General features: G+C 43.9%; 12 protein-coding genes. 6 read left to right on the top strand and 6 right to left on the bottom strand.

Translation table 11 applies throughout. The annotated features are described in order from the left end of the window. Positions 1-79 precede the first annotated feature (79 nt). The 3 genes from DWW23_RS24290 (at position 80) to DWW23_RS24300 (ending at position 3,847) form a co-directional block, all read left to right on the top strand. Positions 80-2,134 carry a M1 family metallopeptidase gene (locus tag DWW23_RS24290; protein ID WP_122356984.1) on the top strand — a complete coding sequence of 685 codons (2,055 nt, stop codon included), beginning with the start codon at positions 80-82 and terminating at the stop codon, positions 2,132-2,134. 87 nt (positions 2,135-2,221) lie between these two features. After that, the gene (locus tag DWW23_RS24295) at positions 2,222-3,133 is read left to right on the top strand and encodes a nucleotidyltransferase (protein WP_122356986.1); all 912 of its coding nucleotides are present in this window, start codon (positions 2,222-2,224) and stop codon (positions 3,131-3,133) included. 117 nt (positions 3,134-3,250) lie between these two features. Next, positions 3,251-3,847, top strand: a complete 597-nt coding sequence (locus DWW23_RS24300; protein WP_122356988.1) for an RNA polymerase sigma-70 factor — start codon at positions 3,251-3,253, stop codon at positions 3,845-3,847. A gap of 3 nt (positions 3,848-3,850) precedes the next feature. On the opposite strand, the gene DWW23_RS24305 is transcribed toward DWW23_RS24300, so the two are convergent. The 6 genes from DWW23_RS24305 to DWW23_RS24330 form a co-directional block, all read right to left on the bottom strand. Then, positions 3,851-5,191 (bottom strand): sulfatase, encoded by a 1,341-nt coding sequence (locus tag DWW23_RS24305; RefSeq protein WP_122356990.1) that lies wholly within the window; start codon positions 5,189-5,191, stop codon positions 3,851-3,853. 30 nt (positions 5,192-5,221) lie between these two features. Beyond that, positions 5,222-6,124: an alkaline phosphatase gene (locus DWW23_RS24310; protein ID WP_122356991.1), complete on the bottom strand. Its 903-nt coding sequence runs from the start codon at positions 6,122-6,124 to the stop codon at positions 5,222-5,224. A gap of 79 nt (positions 6,125-6,203) precedes the next feature. Then, complete coding sequence (locus DWW23_RS24315) at positions 6,204-8,024, bottom strand: RagB/SusD family nutrient uptake outer membrane protein (protein ID WP_122356993.1); 1,821 nt, start codon at positions 8,022-8,024, stop codon at positions 6,204-6,206. A 36-nt stretch (positions 8,025-8,060) separates the two neighbouring features. Next, positions 8,061-11,489 carry a TonB-dependent receptor gene (locus DWW23_RS24320; RefSeq protein ID WP_229800971.1) on the bottom strand — a complete coding sequence of 1,143 codons (3,429 nt, stop codon included), beginning with the start codon at positions 11,487-11,489 and terminating at the stop codon, positions 8,061-8,063. Between the two features lie 225 nt (positions 11,490-11,714). After that, positions 11,715-12,731 carry a FecR family protein gene (locus DWW23_RS24325; RefSeq protein ID WP_122356997.1) on the bottom strand — a complete coding sequence of 339 codons (1,017 nt, stop codon included), beginning with the start codon at positions 12,729-12,731 and terminating at the stop codon, positions 11,715-11,717. A 187-nt stretch (positions 12,732-12,918) separates the two neighbouring features. After that, a complete protein-coding gene (locus tag DWW23_RS24330; protein ID WP_122356999.1) occupies positions 12,919-14,202 on the bottom strand; it encodes a DcaP family trimeric outer membrane transporter in 1,284 nt (427 codons plus the stop codon). Between the two features lie 126 nt (positions 14,203-14,328). Here DWW23_RS24330 and DWW23_RS24335 point away from each other — a divergent pair, with 126 nt between their 5' ends. The 3 genes from DWW23_RS24335 to DWW23_RS24345 are packed head-to-tail and all read left to right on the top strand — an operon-like array spanning position 14,329 to position 17,133. Further along, entirely contained in the window at positions 14,329-15,000 is a 672-nt protein-coding gene (locus DWW23_RS24335) for a peptidylprolyl isomerase (protein ID WP_122357001.1), read from the top strand. Between the two features lie 19 nt (positions 15,001-15,019). Beyond that, on the top strand, positions 15,020-15,787 hold the full coding sequence (locus DWW23_RS24340) for a peptidylprolyl isomerase (protein WP_122357003.1): 768 nt from the start codon (positions 15,020-15,022) through the stop codon (positions 15,785-15,787). Continuing rightward, positions 15,784-17,133: an MATE family efflux transporter gene (locus DWW23_RS24345; RefSeq protein ID WP_122357005.1), complete on the top strand. Its 1,350-nt coding sequence runs from the start codon at positions 15,784-15,786 to the stop codon at positions 17,131-17,133. The genes DWW23_RS24340 and DWW23_RS24345 overlap by 4 nt, the downstream gene beginning before the upstream one ends. Positions 17,134-17,176: the final 43 nt, after the last annotated feature.

A 17,176-nucleotide genomic window follows, 5' to 3' on the forward strand; every position in this document is an offset into this window, starting at 1 on the left:
TGCCGGTAAATTCGTGCCGGCAGGATGGTTTGCGCCTCCTTTAAATTGTATACATTTGCGGGATAATAATCTCACTCGAATGAAACTCTTACCAAAAATACTACTGGCATGTTTATTAACGGGGCAGACCGTTCATGCTCAAACAGAATTCCGGATTTACGATACTATACAAGTCACCCACCACAATCTGCACTTCGATATCCGTAATTTCAAAGACCAGACATTATACGGCAAAGCGGATATATCCATCCGGAGTAAGATGGATGACCTGAAATATGTTCCTTTGCTTTTGCTACAAATGGAAATAGACAGTATTTGGGTGAATGGTTCGCTCCTTTCCGGTTATCAATACAATGATACTTTGCTGCGGATACCATTGGTTTCCCCTCTGAATGAAGGTGACAAATCGGTGGTTTCCATCGCATACCACGGTACCCCGGCCGCTGCCGAATTTGGAGGATTCTTGTTTAACGACAGTCTGCGAATGGCATATAATATGGGAGCATCGATCAATGATATCCCCCATAGCTACGGACGGGGTTGGTTTCCCGCCGTCGATGATTTCCGGTCGAGAAGTACTTTCGACCTTCATTTCAGAGTTGAAAGCGGCCTGAAAGCGATCGGGAACGGATTGCTGAAAGATACGGTCTCCAACGGGGACGGAACGACCACATGGCATTGGACTGTCAACCAGCCAATCCCGGAATATCTGGTCAATGTGGCGGTCGGTGATTACCGGAAAATCGAAATGAGCCACCGACAAGCCGGCAGAACACTGCCTATCGATATATACGTTTTACCCCAGGAGGTCGAAAATGCCAGGGAAGCCTATGCGATCGTCCCCGGAATACTGGAGAGCATGGAAAAACGATTCGGCGAATATGCGTTCGACCGGGTAGGATACGTATCCGTCAACAGTCCCGGAGGTGCTATGGAGCATGTGGGGAATATATCCATGCCGATGAATCCACAGCCTACCCTCGATTATCAGTTATATATCATTCACGAATTGATACACGGATGGTTCGGGAATAAAGTGACCTGTGCCACAGCCGGAGACATGTGGTTAAACGAAGGGATCACGACCTTCTGCCAGGAACTGGTATTTCAGGACCTGTTCTCACAACAGGAGGCAAAAAACGATTCTGAGGGTAATCTTTTGTTCGTTCTTTCCAGTTCCTTAAACTACGACGGAGGTTATTATCCTTTACAGGGAATGCCGCAGGAACACACCTACGGCATAGCGACGTACTACAAAGGAGCTGCCGTGATGCATACGCTACGTTATTATCTCGGTGACGACCTGCTGATACCTGCCCTGAAAGACTATATAGATACTTTTGCCTTCCGGCATGTCACAACCGACGAATTCAAAGACTTCCTGTCGGCCCATACCGGGAAAAACCTGGATGATTTTTTCAACCTGTGGATAAAACAACCCGGATTTCCGGCGTTCGAGATCGATTCTATCGTTTCCACACAGGTGAACGACGGATATAAGGAAACGATTTTTCTGGAACAGAAATTATGCCATGCCAACGAATACGGGCATAATGTACGTGTCCCGATCACTCTGTTCGACGAAACATGGAAAGAAAGCACGGAGATAGAAGTGACGGCGACCGGAGAAAAACCTTCGTTCATGACGCAAACTCCGTTCAAACCGGCCTATTGGGTCGTCAACAGAAACAACGATGTAGCATTGGCTTCTTTTACCCGGCAGTTATCAATCAATAATTCCGGCCAATATTCTCTGCCCGGGTATAACCTTGAACTGGAGTGTAAGCAGGTTAAGGACCCGGTAAATGTCTATTTACAACATTATTGGGTGGCACCGGACGCCATGCAGACAAAGTCGGATATTCTTTTATCGGATACTCATTATTGGTGCATAGCCGGTCATATCCCTGCTTCCTGTTCGTTAAGCGGAATGTTTTCGATCGATAAAAAGTATCTGGACAGAGAACTGTTGAAAGACGGCCCGGAAGAAGTGCTCGTCATGTACCGTCCTACCCCTTCCGACAACTGGCAGGAGCTTTCTGCAGGTTCGTTGGAACAGGGATATTTTATCGTTGCCGACAATCTCAAACCTGGGGAATATTGCCTGGCTGTTCGAGTTTTAAACAGAAATTAATCACAAATCACAATTGTGTATTATCAATTGTTTTCTACCTTTGTCGGCAGAATGAAAAATACACTATCTAATTAAAATAAAAGAATTATGAAACCTACATTATTTCTACTGGCCGCCGGTATGGGTAGCCGCTACGGAGGTTTGAAACAGTTGGACGGACTGGGTCCTAACGGGGAAACAATCATGGATTATTCAATCTACGATGCTATTCAAGCCGGTTTCGGAAAGCTCGTCTTTGTTATCCGTAAAGATTTTGAACAAGATTTTCGTGATAAGATCATTTCTAAATATGAAGGTCATATTCCTTGCGAATTAGTATTCCAGGCTATCGATAATCTTCCCGAAGGATTTACCTGCCCGGCAGAACGTACAAAACCATGGGGTACGAACCATGCCGTTATGATGGGGGCCGACGTGATCAAGGAACCGTTCGCCGTAATCAACTGTGACGACTTCTATGGCCGCGATTCTTTCCAGGTAATGGGCAAATTCCTTTCAGCACTGCCTGACGGTTCTGAAAACACGTATGCAATGGTCGGTTTCCGCGTAGGAAATACGTTGAGCGAAAGCGGTACCGTTTCCCGTGGTATTTGCAGCACAGACGAAAACGAGTTGTTGACTTCTGTTGTTGAACGTACCAAGATCCAGCGTCTGGACGGTGAAGTTAAATACATCGGCGACGACGGCGAATGGGTGGCTACTCCCGACACTACTCCGGTAAGTATGAACTTCTGGGGCTTCACACCCGACTATTTCGCATACAGCAAAGATTTCTTCAAAGTGTTCCTGAGCGATCCGAAGAATATGGAAAATCTGAAAAGCGAATTTTTCATTCCTTTGATGGTCGATAAGCTGATCAGCACCAATACGGCTACTGTAAAAGTATTGGATACGAACAGCAAATGGTTCGGCGTAACTTATCCGGAAGACCGTCAGGAAGTTGTCGATAAGATCCAGGCATTGGTCGATGCAGGTGAATATCCAGAAAAGCTGTTTTAACAACTGAACAATCATACAAAATTCCCGGTAGAGCTGTTATTTTTCAGTTATTCTACCGGGAATTTCTTTTTCTCACCAAAAATCTGTAATATTGTTCCAAATTTTGTAATCGCACACATGGGGATCAAAGAAAAAACAGACACGGAATTAGCCATCTTACTCACTCTTAATGATGAAGCGGCTTTCAGTGAACTATATGTGCGCTATAAAGACAAATTGTATTACTTCTGCCTCCATTTACTCAAATCAAAAGAAGAAGCCAACGATATCGTTCAGGAAATATTTATCCGTATCTGGGAATCACGTAACTTCATCAACCCGGACCTCTCTTTTTCTTCTTTTCTCTATACAATGGCACGCAACAGGATTCTTAATTATTTCCGGGATATCGATATCGATGAAAAGGTAAAAGAAATACTTGCCACACAAAAAGTTACGGAGGAAGAGGCGATCGACTCCAAAATAATCTACACTGAATATCAGGTGATCCTTCAGAATGCAATCAGCCAGCTTCCCCCGCAACGCCGGAAGATATTCAACATGAGCCGCATCGAAAGTATGTCTCATAAGGAAATTGCAGCCGAATTAGGTATTTCGGTCAATACCGTGCAGGAGCATATTTCAGAGGCGCTCAAATTTATAAAAGCCTATTTCAGCAAACATGCGGATATGTCCATAAGCCTGTTGCTGGCAGCTTTTATCCTGTATAAATAATACTTAGTTATTACTGAAAAAGTCGCCGGTTGTTTTAACTTCTTCCAGCTTTTCTTCTATCAGGGCCGTCAATTCCTTTACTATATCCGGATATTTGGTAGCCAGATTATATTTCTCCGAAGGATCGGCATTTATGTTAAACAGTAAAGGCAATTCACCTTTAAAATAATCCAGTCCCAACTGGCTGTATGTTTTCACATGCAACTTCCATTTGCCTTTCCGTACCGCCATCAACTGATGGTCGATACCAAAATAGAAGAATGGCGTTTCCGGTTTCGGAGCCACACCTTCGTATCCCAGGTAAGAGGCTACATTCTTTCCGTCGATGACCCGGTCTGTCGGAATAGCTGCACCGCCCATCCATACGGAAGTGGCAAAAACATCCATGGAAGTTATAACCTCTTCATTGACCTGACCGTTGAGATGGCCCGCCCAGCTAACAAAACAAGGTACACGGACACCCCCTTCCCAGGTACTGCCTTTACCGTCGCGGAAGATACCGGCCGATCCGCCTTCCTCGTTCCGGGGCAGCCAGGGCCCGTTATCGCTCATAAACCAAACGATCGTATTCTTATCAAGACCTTCTTTCCTTAGAGCAGACAAAATCTCCCCTACTCCCCAGTCGATCTCTTCCACCGCATCGCCGTAAGTACCCCTCTTGGATTTGCCGATAAAGGCTTTTCCGGGATATAACGGAACATGAGGCATTGCATAAGGGACATAGACAAAGAAGTTTTCTCCCTTATGCTTTTTAATGAATGATATCGCTTTTTCCGTGTAAAGCGCTGTCAGTTCCGACTGGTCGGGATTCATTTTGAGCGTATCATTTCCACACATCAAAGCTATATCCGGATATTTCGGGGGGATCATATCATTGCTGTACGGAAGACCTACATATTCATCGAAGCCGTTCTGCAAAGGCAAATATTCCTTCTTCGTACTTCCCAGATGCCACTTGCCATAGATAGCCGTAGCATATCCCTGCTCTTTCAGCAATTCGGCCATCGTCAGTTCGCGGGGATGAATACCTCTTTCTGCATCCGGGCTCAGTACCCAGCGGAAGCCGGCACGCACCGGATAACGTCCTGTCAATAAGGAATAACGGCTTGCTGTTGAAGCCGGGGATGCACTGTAATAATTCGTAAAGCGCATACCGTCCAGAGCCATCCGGTCCAGATTAGGAGTCTTTATATCCGGATGTCCCGTCACACCTATATCTCCATACCCCATATCGTCACAGTAAATAATAACGATATTCGGGCAAGTGGTCTTGTTTTCTTTAGCGGCTGCCTGGCACAAAGGTACCGGCAGCAATGCTAAAGCTATTTTTATATGATTATTCATTTTTGTTTTCTTTCCTGTCACTTTTCCTTATTACTTAAATACCTGTAACATCGGACGGCCGATCCATACCTGCGGCTGTTTCAGATTGAAGATATGAGCGATAGTGGCTGCCGTGTCAAACTGCATCATGCTTTCAGAAAATTCATAACCTTTCTTGATTCCTTTTCCGGAAATAATGAAAGCTGTTTCCATTTCCTGCATCGTCTTACCACCATGTCCTTTATTGATCCCCCCGTGGTCGGAAGTAACAATAAAGATCGTATCATCCAACATACCGGCATTTTTTACAGCTTCTACGATCTGAGCGATATAACCATCCAATACTTTCAGCATATTATAATACTCCGGGGTGTCATGGCCATCCGCATGACCGATATGATCCGGGTTATCAAAAATGACCGCACACAGGTTCGGTTTGGCCGATTGGATATAGTCGACAGCATAACGAGCCGTAGCATCGGGTTCTTTTGAAGCCTCGGCCACATGCTTGTCGTAATTCAGCGCCAGGGTGTCCACAACATAACGGATCCCTTTCCATTCGCAGACACAACCTATCTCAGCCTTCGGTTCCGATTCACGCAACAGGCCAAATACAGTCGGGAAAATACCGTCTTTACTCAATACCCGCGAAGGAAGTTCCGGTGTTCTCGATCCCCATTCCGTATATCCGTGTAATTCAGGACCTGCCCCCATAAACATGGATGCCCAGTTCACAGCACTGGAAGATGGCAGTACACTTCTTTTCTTCAACGTATAGGAACCATCCGCCATCAATTTCTTAACCGTGGGCATTTCCGCTTTCTCCACGCTATAGGCTCCCCAGCCGTCGAGACCGATCAATATGACATGTTTAGCCTTCCATTTGGCTGCAAACGAAACATTGGCAAATAAAAAAATAAAAGCAACGATATATAAATATTTTCTAGTATCCATATTTTATGTATTAAATAATAAAGGTTGTTTCTACGACAACACAGTCCGGAAACAACCTTTAAGAGAGTATTGATATTAATTATTCGGCAGTTTCCCAACCCGGGTTTTGTTTTAACTTAGGATTCAACGCTATTTCCTGAGTAGGAATAGGTTCCAGATAATATTTTTCCAGCCATCCCGACGGTTTTGCGAACAGGATAGAATATCCCTCATCAGCCCCATTAAGAATATTGAGCTTACCACCATAGTTACTGCTCTTCACCCATGCGCCTAATGGTTGTTTATTCACATATTCCCCTTTCTTCCAACGTTTCAGGTCACGGAAACGGAAACCGTCACCCATCAGTTCGATACGACGCTCACGACGGATTTCCCACAACACGGGATCTACGCTCTGGTCTCTGTTCAAATCGAAGGAAGCATCTATTTCCGATACATTCATAGATGGAATAACCGCACGAACACGAAGTTTATTGATAGTGGCATCAGCTACGGACTGAGAAAATTCACCTAATTCAAATTTAGCTTCAGCATAGTTCAGCATCACTTCTTCTATACCAAATAGCAGATAATCGACAGTAGAAGAACGCAACGCCATATTATCGACGTGACGGTTATAATATTTCCAGAAATAGAACCCTAAATGGCTAACAAGGAATCCCTGTCCGTTCGGGAAGTTACGGAAATGGGGAAAACCGGAAACCTGATACCCGACGAAGTTAGATACCGGTAAACTCTTGCCTGTCGCCGAGCCACCTATTTCTTCCATATAGTCAATATATTCACGATCACTGGCAACTCCGGTATGCTCCCAACCGAATGATGTACCGGCGGCACCTGTCAGGTTCACTTTATACGGAGGAACTACCGTCCAATATAAACGGCGGTCACGGTGACGGAACTGGGCATTCAGATCCTTATCGCCTTCATACACCTTACTGGTAGAAACCGGACGTCCGTCTGAACATAGATAACTGTCAACAGCATCTTTTGTCAGGTCGACGTACCATGCCGAAGAGCGGATCACGCGTGTGATACTATGCGTTACCATATCCGTTTCATATTGTTTAGCCAGGATCACCCCTGTTTTTCCAACCAATTCTTCCGAATTATAAAGATCATCATAATTAGACATGATAGCAGGATAAGTATTCATCAACTTTTCTGAAGCATCTGCACAAGCCCGCAGGTAAGTTTCGCTATCATTCAGTCCGTGATATTTACGCCATGTACCTTCAAACAATCCGAAACGGGAAATCAGGGCTCTGACAACATGAACATTGATCGTATTTGTCCCTGTACCATCCTCTTTGATATGTTCTTCTGCCCATTGCAGCTCTTCCAGAATATGTTTGGCGACTTCGTCTCTCGGAGTCCGCTCACAATAAAGTTCTTCCGTATCCGTATCATCCAGCACTCTGTCGATCCAGGGCACATCGCCATAAGCCGCCATCATATCGAAATAACGTAAAGCTCTGAAAAAGTAACCGACACTTCTCCAGTGGTCTTTATCGACATCACTCATGGAAGAACCATCGATATTCTGCAACATTATATTTACACGACGGATAAACGTAAAGCTCCAGGAATTGCTGGTCGCCGGTAATTTTTTTAACTGATATGCATAATCGGACTCTCCTCCGGAATTGGCATAAATTATATTATCCGTATCATACTCACTCGATATATTGGCCGGCGTATAACCACCATCCGTTGGAAATCCGTCGAAATATTCATACAACCCCCAGGCATACGTTTTGAAGTTATCATTCGTTTCAAATGCAGTCGCTTCAGTCTGCTGGTCCAAAGGGATTTTATCCAAAAAATCACTTGAACATCCCGTCAATCCCAAACCGGTTAAAGCGATGACCGGTAATACGATATATTTTTTCAAATTCATATTCTTTCTTTTTAATAGTTTCATAATAATACAGAATTACAAGCTTACGCTGAAGCCAAAGGCATACGAACTCATAAACGGATAGCCCAGTCCGTTCGCTTTACTTTCGACTGCCGGGTCGAGACCTTTAGGCATATGATCGAACGTAAACGGATTTTCTGCTGAAACATACACTCTCAGGTTACTGATACCAATTTTAGAGATTACACTCTGAGGGATTGTATATCCCAGTGTCAGATTCTTCACCCGCAGATAAGCTCCGTTAGTCAGATACTTTGTCTGGGCACGAACATTCGCTGCATAGTTCGTATTTCTCATACCTGTTTCATACAAACGAGGGAAGAAAGCTCCGGTATTTTCAGGAGTCCAGTAATCCAATTGATGTTCATAGATCGTACCAAATTCATAATAATACGGGAAGATCAAATCGTTTGTCAACCATTTGTCACATTTTCCGACTCCCTGTAAAAGGAAAGAGAAGCTGAAGTTATTCCATGACAAACCACCGTTTATACCATATTGGAAACGTAATGAGTTATTCCCGATAATCTTACGGTCGCCCGGATCATAAATCGTTTCATTTCCTGAATTGATGATACCGTTTCCATCCAAATCCTTGAACATCATATCACCCGGATTCGGTTTCACACCTTCCACATGAGGAATACCGTCTTTCAGGGTACCATTTTTCAGATTCGCATCCAAAGTTCCCTCTACAAAGTCATCGACCGTGTACAACCGATCAGTTACATATCCCCATATTTCACCTAACTGTTGTCCTTCCACATAGGTTTTATTATCAGAAGTACGAATCACACCGGCTACATTATTTTTAAACTTTGTGATATAGGCTTTGTAATCATACAGGTTGAAACCGATATTATAATGTACTTTACCGATCTGGTCACGCCATGCCAATTCCAGTTCGAAACCGGTAGATTTCAAATCGGCTACATTCTGTAAAGGAGCTGTTGCACCCAAAGTAGCAGGCAATTGCGATCCGCTGGTCAACATATCCTTCGTATCGCGGCGGAAAAGGTCGAAGTTGGCGGAAAGACGGTTCTTCAAGGCACTGATATCGAAACCGAGGTTTAAGGTACGAACCGTTTCCCATGTGAAATTTCCACTTACCAGACCCGGCTGCTTCAGAGTAATAGGCTGTGTATTATTATCCAACCATTTCGACTTTTCAGATTCCATACTTGGTACAAACTGGTAGGGATCGATATTCTGATTACCAACCGTACCGATTGATCCTCTGATCTTAAATTCAGGAATATAATCGCGCAACGGTTCCATAAAACTTTCTTCCATCACTCTCCATCCCACAGACAGAGACGGGAAGAATCCCCAGCGACTACCCGACGGGAATTTGGAAGAAGCATCATAACGTCCGTTCAGCTCAAGCAGGTAACGGTTTGCGTAGTCATAATTCAAACGTCCGAAAAATCCCATCACCGTATATTCGGTAAACTTATCATACGCTTTCTGTACACCCACAGACTGGGAAATCGAAGGCATATCGTCATTGATCATATTTGAAGTTTCAGCTTTCAGATAATCATAATGATTGGATTCCTGGTTATATCCTAATAATAAAGAGAAATTATTATCGGCAAAACTTTTGGCGTATGAGCCGTAAATGTTCAAAGCCGTATAATTTGTAACAGCACGTTGGCGGCTATACGTTGAATAATCAGAAGTGTATTCTTCCGAGAATTTATCAGCATTGGCAAAACGGATACGTTTTGAATACTTTGTCTCGGTTTCATTCAGGTTATCATATGTAAACTCTGCATTCAAAACCATGTCTTTGATCGGCGTTGCTATCAACTTGGCGAAGACACGCGTATCAGAGATCGCATTCGTGTTCTGACCGCCCAGACGAGTCAGGTTACCTGCTGTACCGGAATATAGATCTTCGTCATTGATCGTGATCATCCCTGTCGGGTTGTAAGACGGAGCCCACACCGCTTTGGAATAGTTGGCACCGCTGGGCATGCCTTTATCCGATTTATAGAAACTAAGATCCAACTGTCCTGTCAGCCAGTTCGTTATTTTCGAACTGATAAAACCTTTCGCATTATAACGTTTATAGCTATCCATATCGGTTGTCATGATACCATCGGAACCCGTATATCCCAAAGAAATACGGTATGAAGAACGTTCGGTACCCCCGCTCACAGAGAAATCATGTTTCTGCTGGAAACCTGTTTCCGACAAGAAATCCTTCATTATATCCGTTTGTGCCAACTGATAACGCATGCCACCTATATCTGCATATCCATCCGGATAAGCAGACGGATTAGAACCGTATTCATGAAGCAGATCCAGCCATGTATCCACAGTCTGACCGGAATAATATGTTATATAACCCATATCCGAATATGCCTGAACGGTCTGGAGCGGATTCGCTTTTACCGGCAAATTCGTCGGCTTTGAAAAAGAAAAATTATTACTGTATGTCAGCTGTACTTTCTGTTCTTTCTGGACCCCTTTGGTTGTAATCAGGATAACACCAAAAGCAGAACGAGCTCCGTAGATAGAGGCAGATGCCGCATCCTTCAGGACTGTAACCGACTCGATATCATTCGGATTGAGTAAGTTCAACGAACCGGAGAACGGCACATTATCGACAAGAATAAGGGGGTCGCCGTCATTGATACTCGTTGTACCGCGAATATTAAAATCCAAACCGCCACCAGGCTCACCGCTACCGGAAGTAACCTGTAATCCCGGAACTGCTCCCTGCAACAAAGCACCTGTAGTCGGAACCGGGCGATCTCCCATCACCTCATCCATTTTAACGCTACTTACGGAACCGGTCAGGTTGGCTTTTTTCTGTTTCGCAAAACCGACTACTACGACTTCATCCAGAGCCTGTGTATCCTCAATCAATGCAACTTCCACACTCTGTTGTCCTTTTCCTATCGGCATTTCTTTTGTCAGATAACCAATGTATGAAACAACCAAGGTACCTTTCTCCGGTACTTCCAGAGAAAAATTACCATCCATATCGGTCACAGTACCACTGGTAGTACCTTTTACAAACACGTTAGCACCAATAATAGGCTCGCCATGATTATCACGGATAGTACCGGTTACTTTTTTGGCATTTTGTTCAACAGCCGGAAAAGACGCTTTAGCTTGTCCCCGACTGACCGATATCGTATTATTGATCTTTTTAAAAGACAATCCCGTCTGGCGGGATAATTCATTCAGAATAGCATCTATCGAACCTTCTTTAATTTGTACACTTACATTTTTCAAGCCTTTTAAAACGGATTCGTCATAAAAGAAATTAAAGCCGGTGATTTTACTCAATTGTTCAAAAGCGTCGCTGACTGACGTCTGTTTCACCACATACGTGATGTCGCTTTCTTTAAGACTTTGCCCTAAAGCTCCTTCCGCGCAAAGTAACTGCGACGACAGAGCGATAGCACAAACGGTTAACGAAGTTCGCATAAGAGTCTTGTTATAGATTAGATTATAATTCATACATTTGTAATGTTTTAATAAATGATGTTTGTTAAGACAGGCAGAGATACTTTACAACCCAGTGGCTCAATACTGTTCTGAAGATCCCTGCTGAAAATCAGTGAAGGCAGTAGTGTAGCAGCACTACTGCTTTTTTCATATATTTTATCATCTAGTGTTTATCATAGGCATTCCGTTTTTTTAATGTTAGACTTAATGTTTATCATATAATATAATATTATCTCCTTCGAGTCGGCTTCGAAGTCCTGTCGTAAAGCAGATGGCTTCAATTACAGCCTCGATACTTTTGTTATCATGAGTACCCGTGATGCGATACTCACAATCTTTACATTGCAAAATCACTTTTCGATTATAAGTACGGTTGATTGTTTTAATTACTTCACGGATCGGTTCTTTGTTAAAATACAGGGAACCATGTATCCACTTTATATAGTTGTTTTCCTCAATGGTTTCCTTACGAACGTTCCCGTCTATTTTATTGATCGAAAGATGTTCATTCGGTGAAACAGCCAGCTGAAGGTCCTGGTCGGCAACATTTACCCTGACTTTTCCTGTCGATACGGTTAGTTTGATAAATTCATCTTCTTTGTAAGATTTGAAATCGAATGAAGTACCCAATACCTTTACCTGGGCCTCTCCGCTTTTTATAACAAAAGGTTTATCCGGATCGGGAGTCACATCGAAGAATCCCTCTCCTTCTATCTCTATGGTACGTTCTTCTTTATTAAAATTATTGGGGATGCGAACCTTTGTATCAGAATTAAGAATAATCTTCGTGCCATCTGCCAACCGTATACTTTTCTTTTCGCCTTTTGCAGATATTTTTTCCGTATAAGTAATCATCTGTTGCGGACGGTCATAGATTTTTAATAAACCGAACGTCACACTGAAAGCAAGAATTAAAATAGCAGCAATCCGATAAAAACCGTTCAAACGGTTTTTATTCCTAACACTGGTGTTAGCGGATTTATTTTTATGTTCGATCTTTGATAATAAGGAAGAAACTTCTTTGCGTAATTCTGTTTCCCTTTCTGAAGTCGGTTGGGCCATATCCCTATCGATAGCTTCCCAAAGCGGCTGGATAACAGAATCCAGCCCGGCATGGCTGTCCGGAGATTTCAGCCATTGAAGCAATGTCCGCAACTCCTGTTCCGAACATTGATCTTTTATATATTTTTGAAGAAGCGATATGATGATCGTGTCTCTCATAAGTATCTTTATAAAATGACTGTTTTTAAGTCTGTTTATAAAGGATACACACAAAAGATTTCTGTCTAGGGGTCAACGAGTTTTTATTTAATATACATTAACAATTATAACAAGAAAATCTTGTCACCCTGCGCTTAAAACGCGATGACAAGATTCCCATTCAGTAACTTTTTATATACTTAATCTTTTAGAAACTATACTGTACTGCCAGATTCATCCGGTTGGCATGGCGTGTCTGATCGTTGAAATCCGTACGCCATCCTCTCAGGTATTCGGCACCCACCTGCAGGTCGGGCGTTATATTCCAGAACAGGTTTGCCACCAGATACTGGCCGTAACGGTATTGTTCGGAAGGAGTGACAGGGTAATCGTTGTCACTGTACAGGCGGGACTGGCTGTAAGTACTTGAAACAAATACTTTCGGAGTGATATTGTACTGCAAACCGGCATACCAGCCCATCATCGGAAGCACCTGCATGTGGCCGGATTTGGCCGGATCGGGAACAATATCCACATTGAGGTTACTCAGGTCGTTCATGTACTGGCTGATACCTTTTCCGTAAACACCTTGTCCGTACACCTGCACTTTGCTGCAGACATTGAAAGTCGTGGAGAGTAAAACACCCCAACCGGTTTCCGATTCGGCTTTATTGGCTACCAGGTTATCATAGGTCATACTTCTGACGATAGCGGCCGCACGCAGATGACTTTTTGAGTTCCATCCGTATTGCAGATAAGCCGGGAAATTCGGCATACGTTGTGAACCGATACTCAGCTTGTCATTGGTGATCCCGTCCACAACCGGCATTTCCACACCGATACCGGCTTTCCATCCTTTTCCGAAGGCACGTTCATAACGGAACTGCGTTGCATGATAGATAGCCATCCCGTTCGGTCCGGCAAAGTCGATCGTCGGAGGAATAGCCGACAGGTCCATAAACGAACCGTAGTCGTATCCGAGTGTGAAACCCAGTAAAGATGCATAAGCATTTCTCAACTCAAACCCTTTACCGTCACCGCGGAAATTACCGGCGGTATAGACTACGAAGTCACCTAAATGTTTGGTATGCCCTACCAACTTCAGGAAGACCGTACTGGTCGTTGCATCCATCTGGAACTGGTTTCTTACGTGTGACGCACCTTTGTTGGGGATCAGTGCAGGGTAGAAATCAATATCCTTGGAAATACCGCCGAAGTCGTATTCGGCTGTTGCCTTTACATATCCGCCGATACCCAGGGCGAAACGGCCTTTGCGGTCGGTCAGCAGGAAACGGGGAATACCCGGTTCGTGGAAACGCTGATTCTGGGTTTCGTTCAGTATCCGGATAATCTCATCGCCCGCCTTGTCACGGGATATGAACAGGATTGAATTCGGCTCCTCATCCTTGATGATCACTTTCTGAGCCTGGGCATGGGTAGACAGTAGACCTAACCCGAGCAGTAAGGCTGCTCCTTTAACAAATGCTTTCATAAATGTGTTTTGTTTAGACGTTTTACCAGTAAGGAACAAGCATTGCATGAAAAGGTTGTGTTAAAAGGTTGCGTTAACGACTAAAAGTAACTATTTTTGTTGCCTTAATAACAAAATAAAACGAAGATGAAAAAGCTGTTTGCTATAGGTTTACTCCTTATTGGAATATTGTCATCCTTTCATTTGCAAGCGCAGGAAGTTGAGACACTTGTCCTGATCGATACCGATATGGGAAAGATCAAAGTGAAGTTATTTAACGATACTCCACAACACAGGGATAATTTTATCAAAAATGTGAAAGAACACCGTTACGACGGATTACTTTTCCATCGTGTGATCAAACAATTCATGGTACAAGGAGGTGACATCAACTCGAAAGATGCTCCTATCGAACAGCATCTCGGCGACGGAGATCCGGGTTATACCATCCCTGCAGAGATCGTCTATCCGAAATATTTCCATAAACGCGGCATGTTATGCGCTGCCCGTACCAGCGACGATGAAAATCCGGAACGTGCCTCATCCGGAACGCAGTTCTATATCGTCACCGGAAAGTTCTATACGGAAATGGAACTGGATAAGATGGAAAAGGCCGAAAACAGGACATTCACTCCGGAAGAGCGTCAGGCTTACATGCTGGAAGGTGGTGCTCCGCACCTGGATAACAAGTACACAGTCTTCGGTGAAGTCATAAAAGGTATGAAAGTTGTCGATAAAATCCAATTTGTCGAAACAAATGAAGACGACAGGCCGTTAAAGAATATAAAGATCAAGACAATGAAAGTTGTCGATAAATAATCATTAAACGAAATTAAGAATGGAAACGCAAACAAACGAGACACAGGTGTTGATGAAAACCAGCCTGGGTAACATCAAACTGAAACTATACAACGAAACACCGAAACATCGAGATAACTTTATCAAGCTGGTAGAGGACGGAACTTACAACGGCCTGCTTTTCCACCGTGTGATCAAGGATTTCATGATCCAGGGAGGCGACGTCACATCCAAAGATGCTCCGATGAACAAACAGCTTGGTGCCGGCGACCTGGGCTATACGGTTCCTGCCGAGTTCGTTTATCCGAAATATTTCCATAAAAAAGGTGCACTCTCTGCTGCCCGTACCGGCGATGAGGTGAATCCCGAAAGAGAATCTTCTGCATCCCAGTTCTATATCGTAACCGGTAAAGTCTACAAAGATGCCGAACTGGATCAGATGGAGAAACAAAAAGAAGGCCGTCTGAAACAATCTATTTTCGCCCGCCTGCAAAAAGAAAATGCAGCAAAGATCAAGGCGGCTTACCAGAGCGGAGACAAAGCGGAACTGGCTATCATCCGCGATACCCTGGTAGGTAAAACCGAACTGGAAGCGGAAAAACGTAAAGAGGAAGCCAAGCTGACTCCGGAACAACGCGAAGCTTACAAAACAATCGGCGGTGTTCCTTTCCTGGATAATGAATATACGGTTTATGGCGAAGTGGTAGAAGGACTGGACGTAGTGGATGCCATCCAAAATGTCAAGACCAACCGACAGGACCGTCCGCTGGAAAATGTGGTTATCGAATCAGTTGAAATCATTGAATGATACAATTCTCTGCTTATAAAGAACATTATAAAGAAACAATACGCCTGGGTGTCCCGATCATGTTGGGACAGCTGGGCATTATTATTGTCGGGTTTGCCGATAACATTATGGTGGGGCATCACAGTACAGCCGAACTCGCCGCCGCCTCATTCGTCAATAACTTCTTCAACCTGGCTTTTATTTTCGGAATGGGTTTTTCATACGGCCTCACTCCTATTATCGGCGGGCTGCATGCCAACAAAGAATATCGCCAGGCCGGTGAGACACTGAAGAACAGTCTTTTTATCAATTTCATCGTCGGGGTCCTGTTGAGTTGCCTGATGCTTCTGCTTTTACTGAATATCGATATATTAAAGCAGCCGGAAGAGTTGATGCCGTATATCGTTCCTTATTATATCCTGCAACTATTCTCGGTAATATTTGCCATGCTGTTCAATTCGTTCAAACAGTTCAGCGACGGTACGACCGATACGGTCACGCCGATGTGGATCATGCTGGGGGCGAATGTGCTGAATATTATAGGTAATTATTTCCTTATCTATGGTAAATGCGGCATTCCCGAACTGGGACTGACAGGGGCCGGTATTTCTACGCTCGTCAGCCGTATCCTGACTTTTATCGTTTTCTATATTTTATTTACCCGAAGGGAAAAGTATAAGGAGTTTTTAGTGGGGTTCAAAAATGGGGTTGTCAACCGGCTGAATCTCTCTAAACTGATACGTTTAGGTTTTCCGGTAGGACTGTTGATGGGAGTTGAAACAGGGTCGTTCAGCCTGAGTGTTATTATGATGGGATGGTTAGGAAGTACGGCATTAGCCGCTCATCAGGTATTGGGTGTTATTACTACGCTTGGGTTTATGGTTTACTACGGGATAGCTGCGGCAGTTACGATACGGGTCAGTGTTTTTAAAGGGTATAGCGACTGGCTGAATATTCGTCAGGCTTCTTTTGCCGGACTGCATCTGATCATGGGGGTTGCTGTCCTGTTCGTTTCATTTATTATGTTATTCCATAAGAATATGGGATATTTGTTTACTCCGGAGCATGAAGTGGTGGCAATGGTGGCTTTGTTGTCCTGGTCGGTTGTTCTGTACCAGTTCGGCGACGGATTACAGATATTGTTCGCCAATGCTTTGCGTGGTATTTCGGACGTGAAATATATGGCTTACTGCGCTTTTATCTGCCACTTCGGGCTGGCGTTGCCGATCGGGTATATTTGCGGATTTATCTTTGACTGGGGAGCGATCGGTATCTGGTGCGGGTTTCCGATAAGTCTGACGACGTTGGGGGTATTGCTTTGGAGACGGTTTAATAAACTCACTCTGAAACCTATAAAACAACAATAATAAAAATCCCTTTTGCAATCGATTATACACTACAAAATCGATT

This window comes from Parabacteroides sp. AF14-59, from assembly GCF_003479515.1.
Lineage (GTDB): Bacteria > Bacteroidota > Bacteroidia > Bacteroidales > Tannerellaceae > Parabacteroides > Parabacteroides faecis.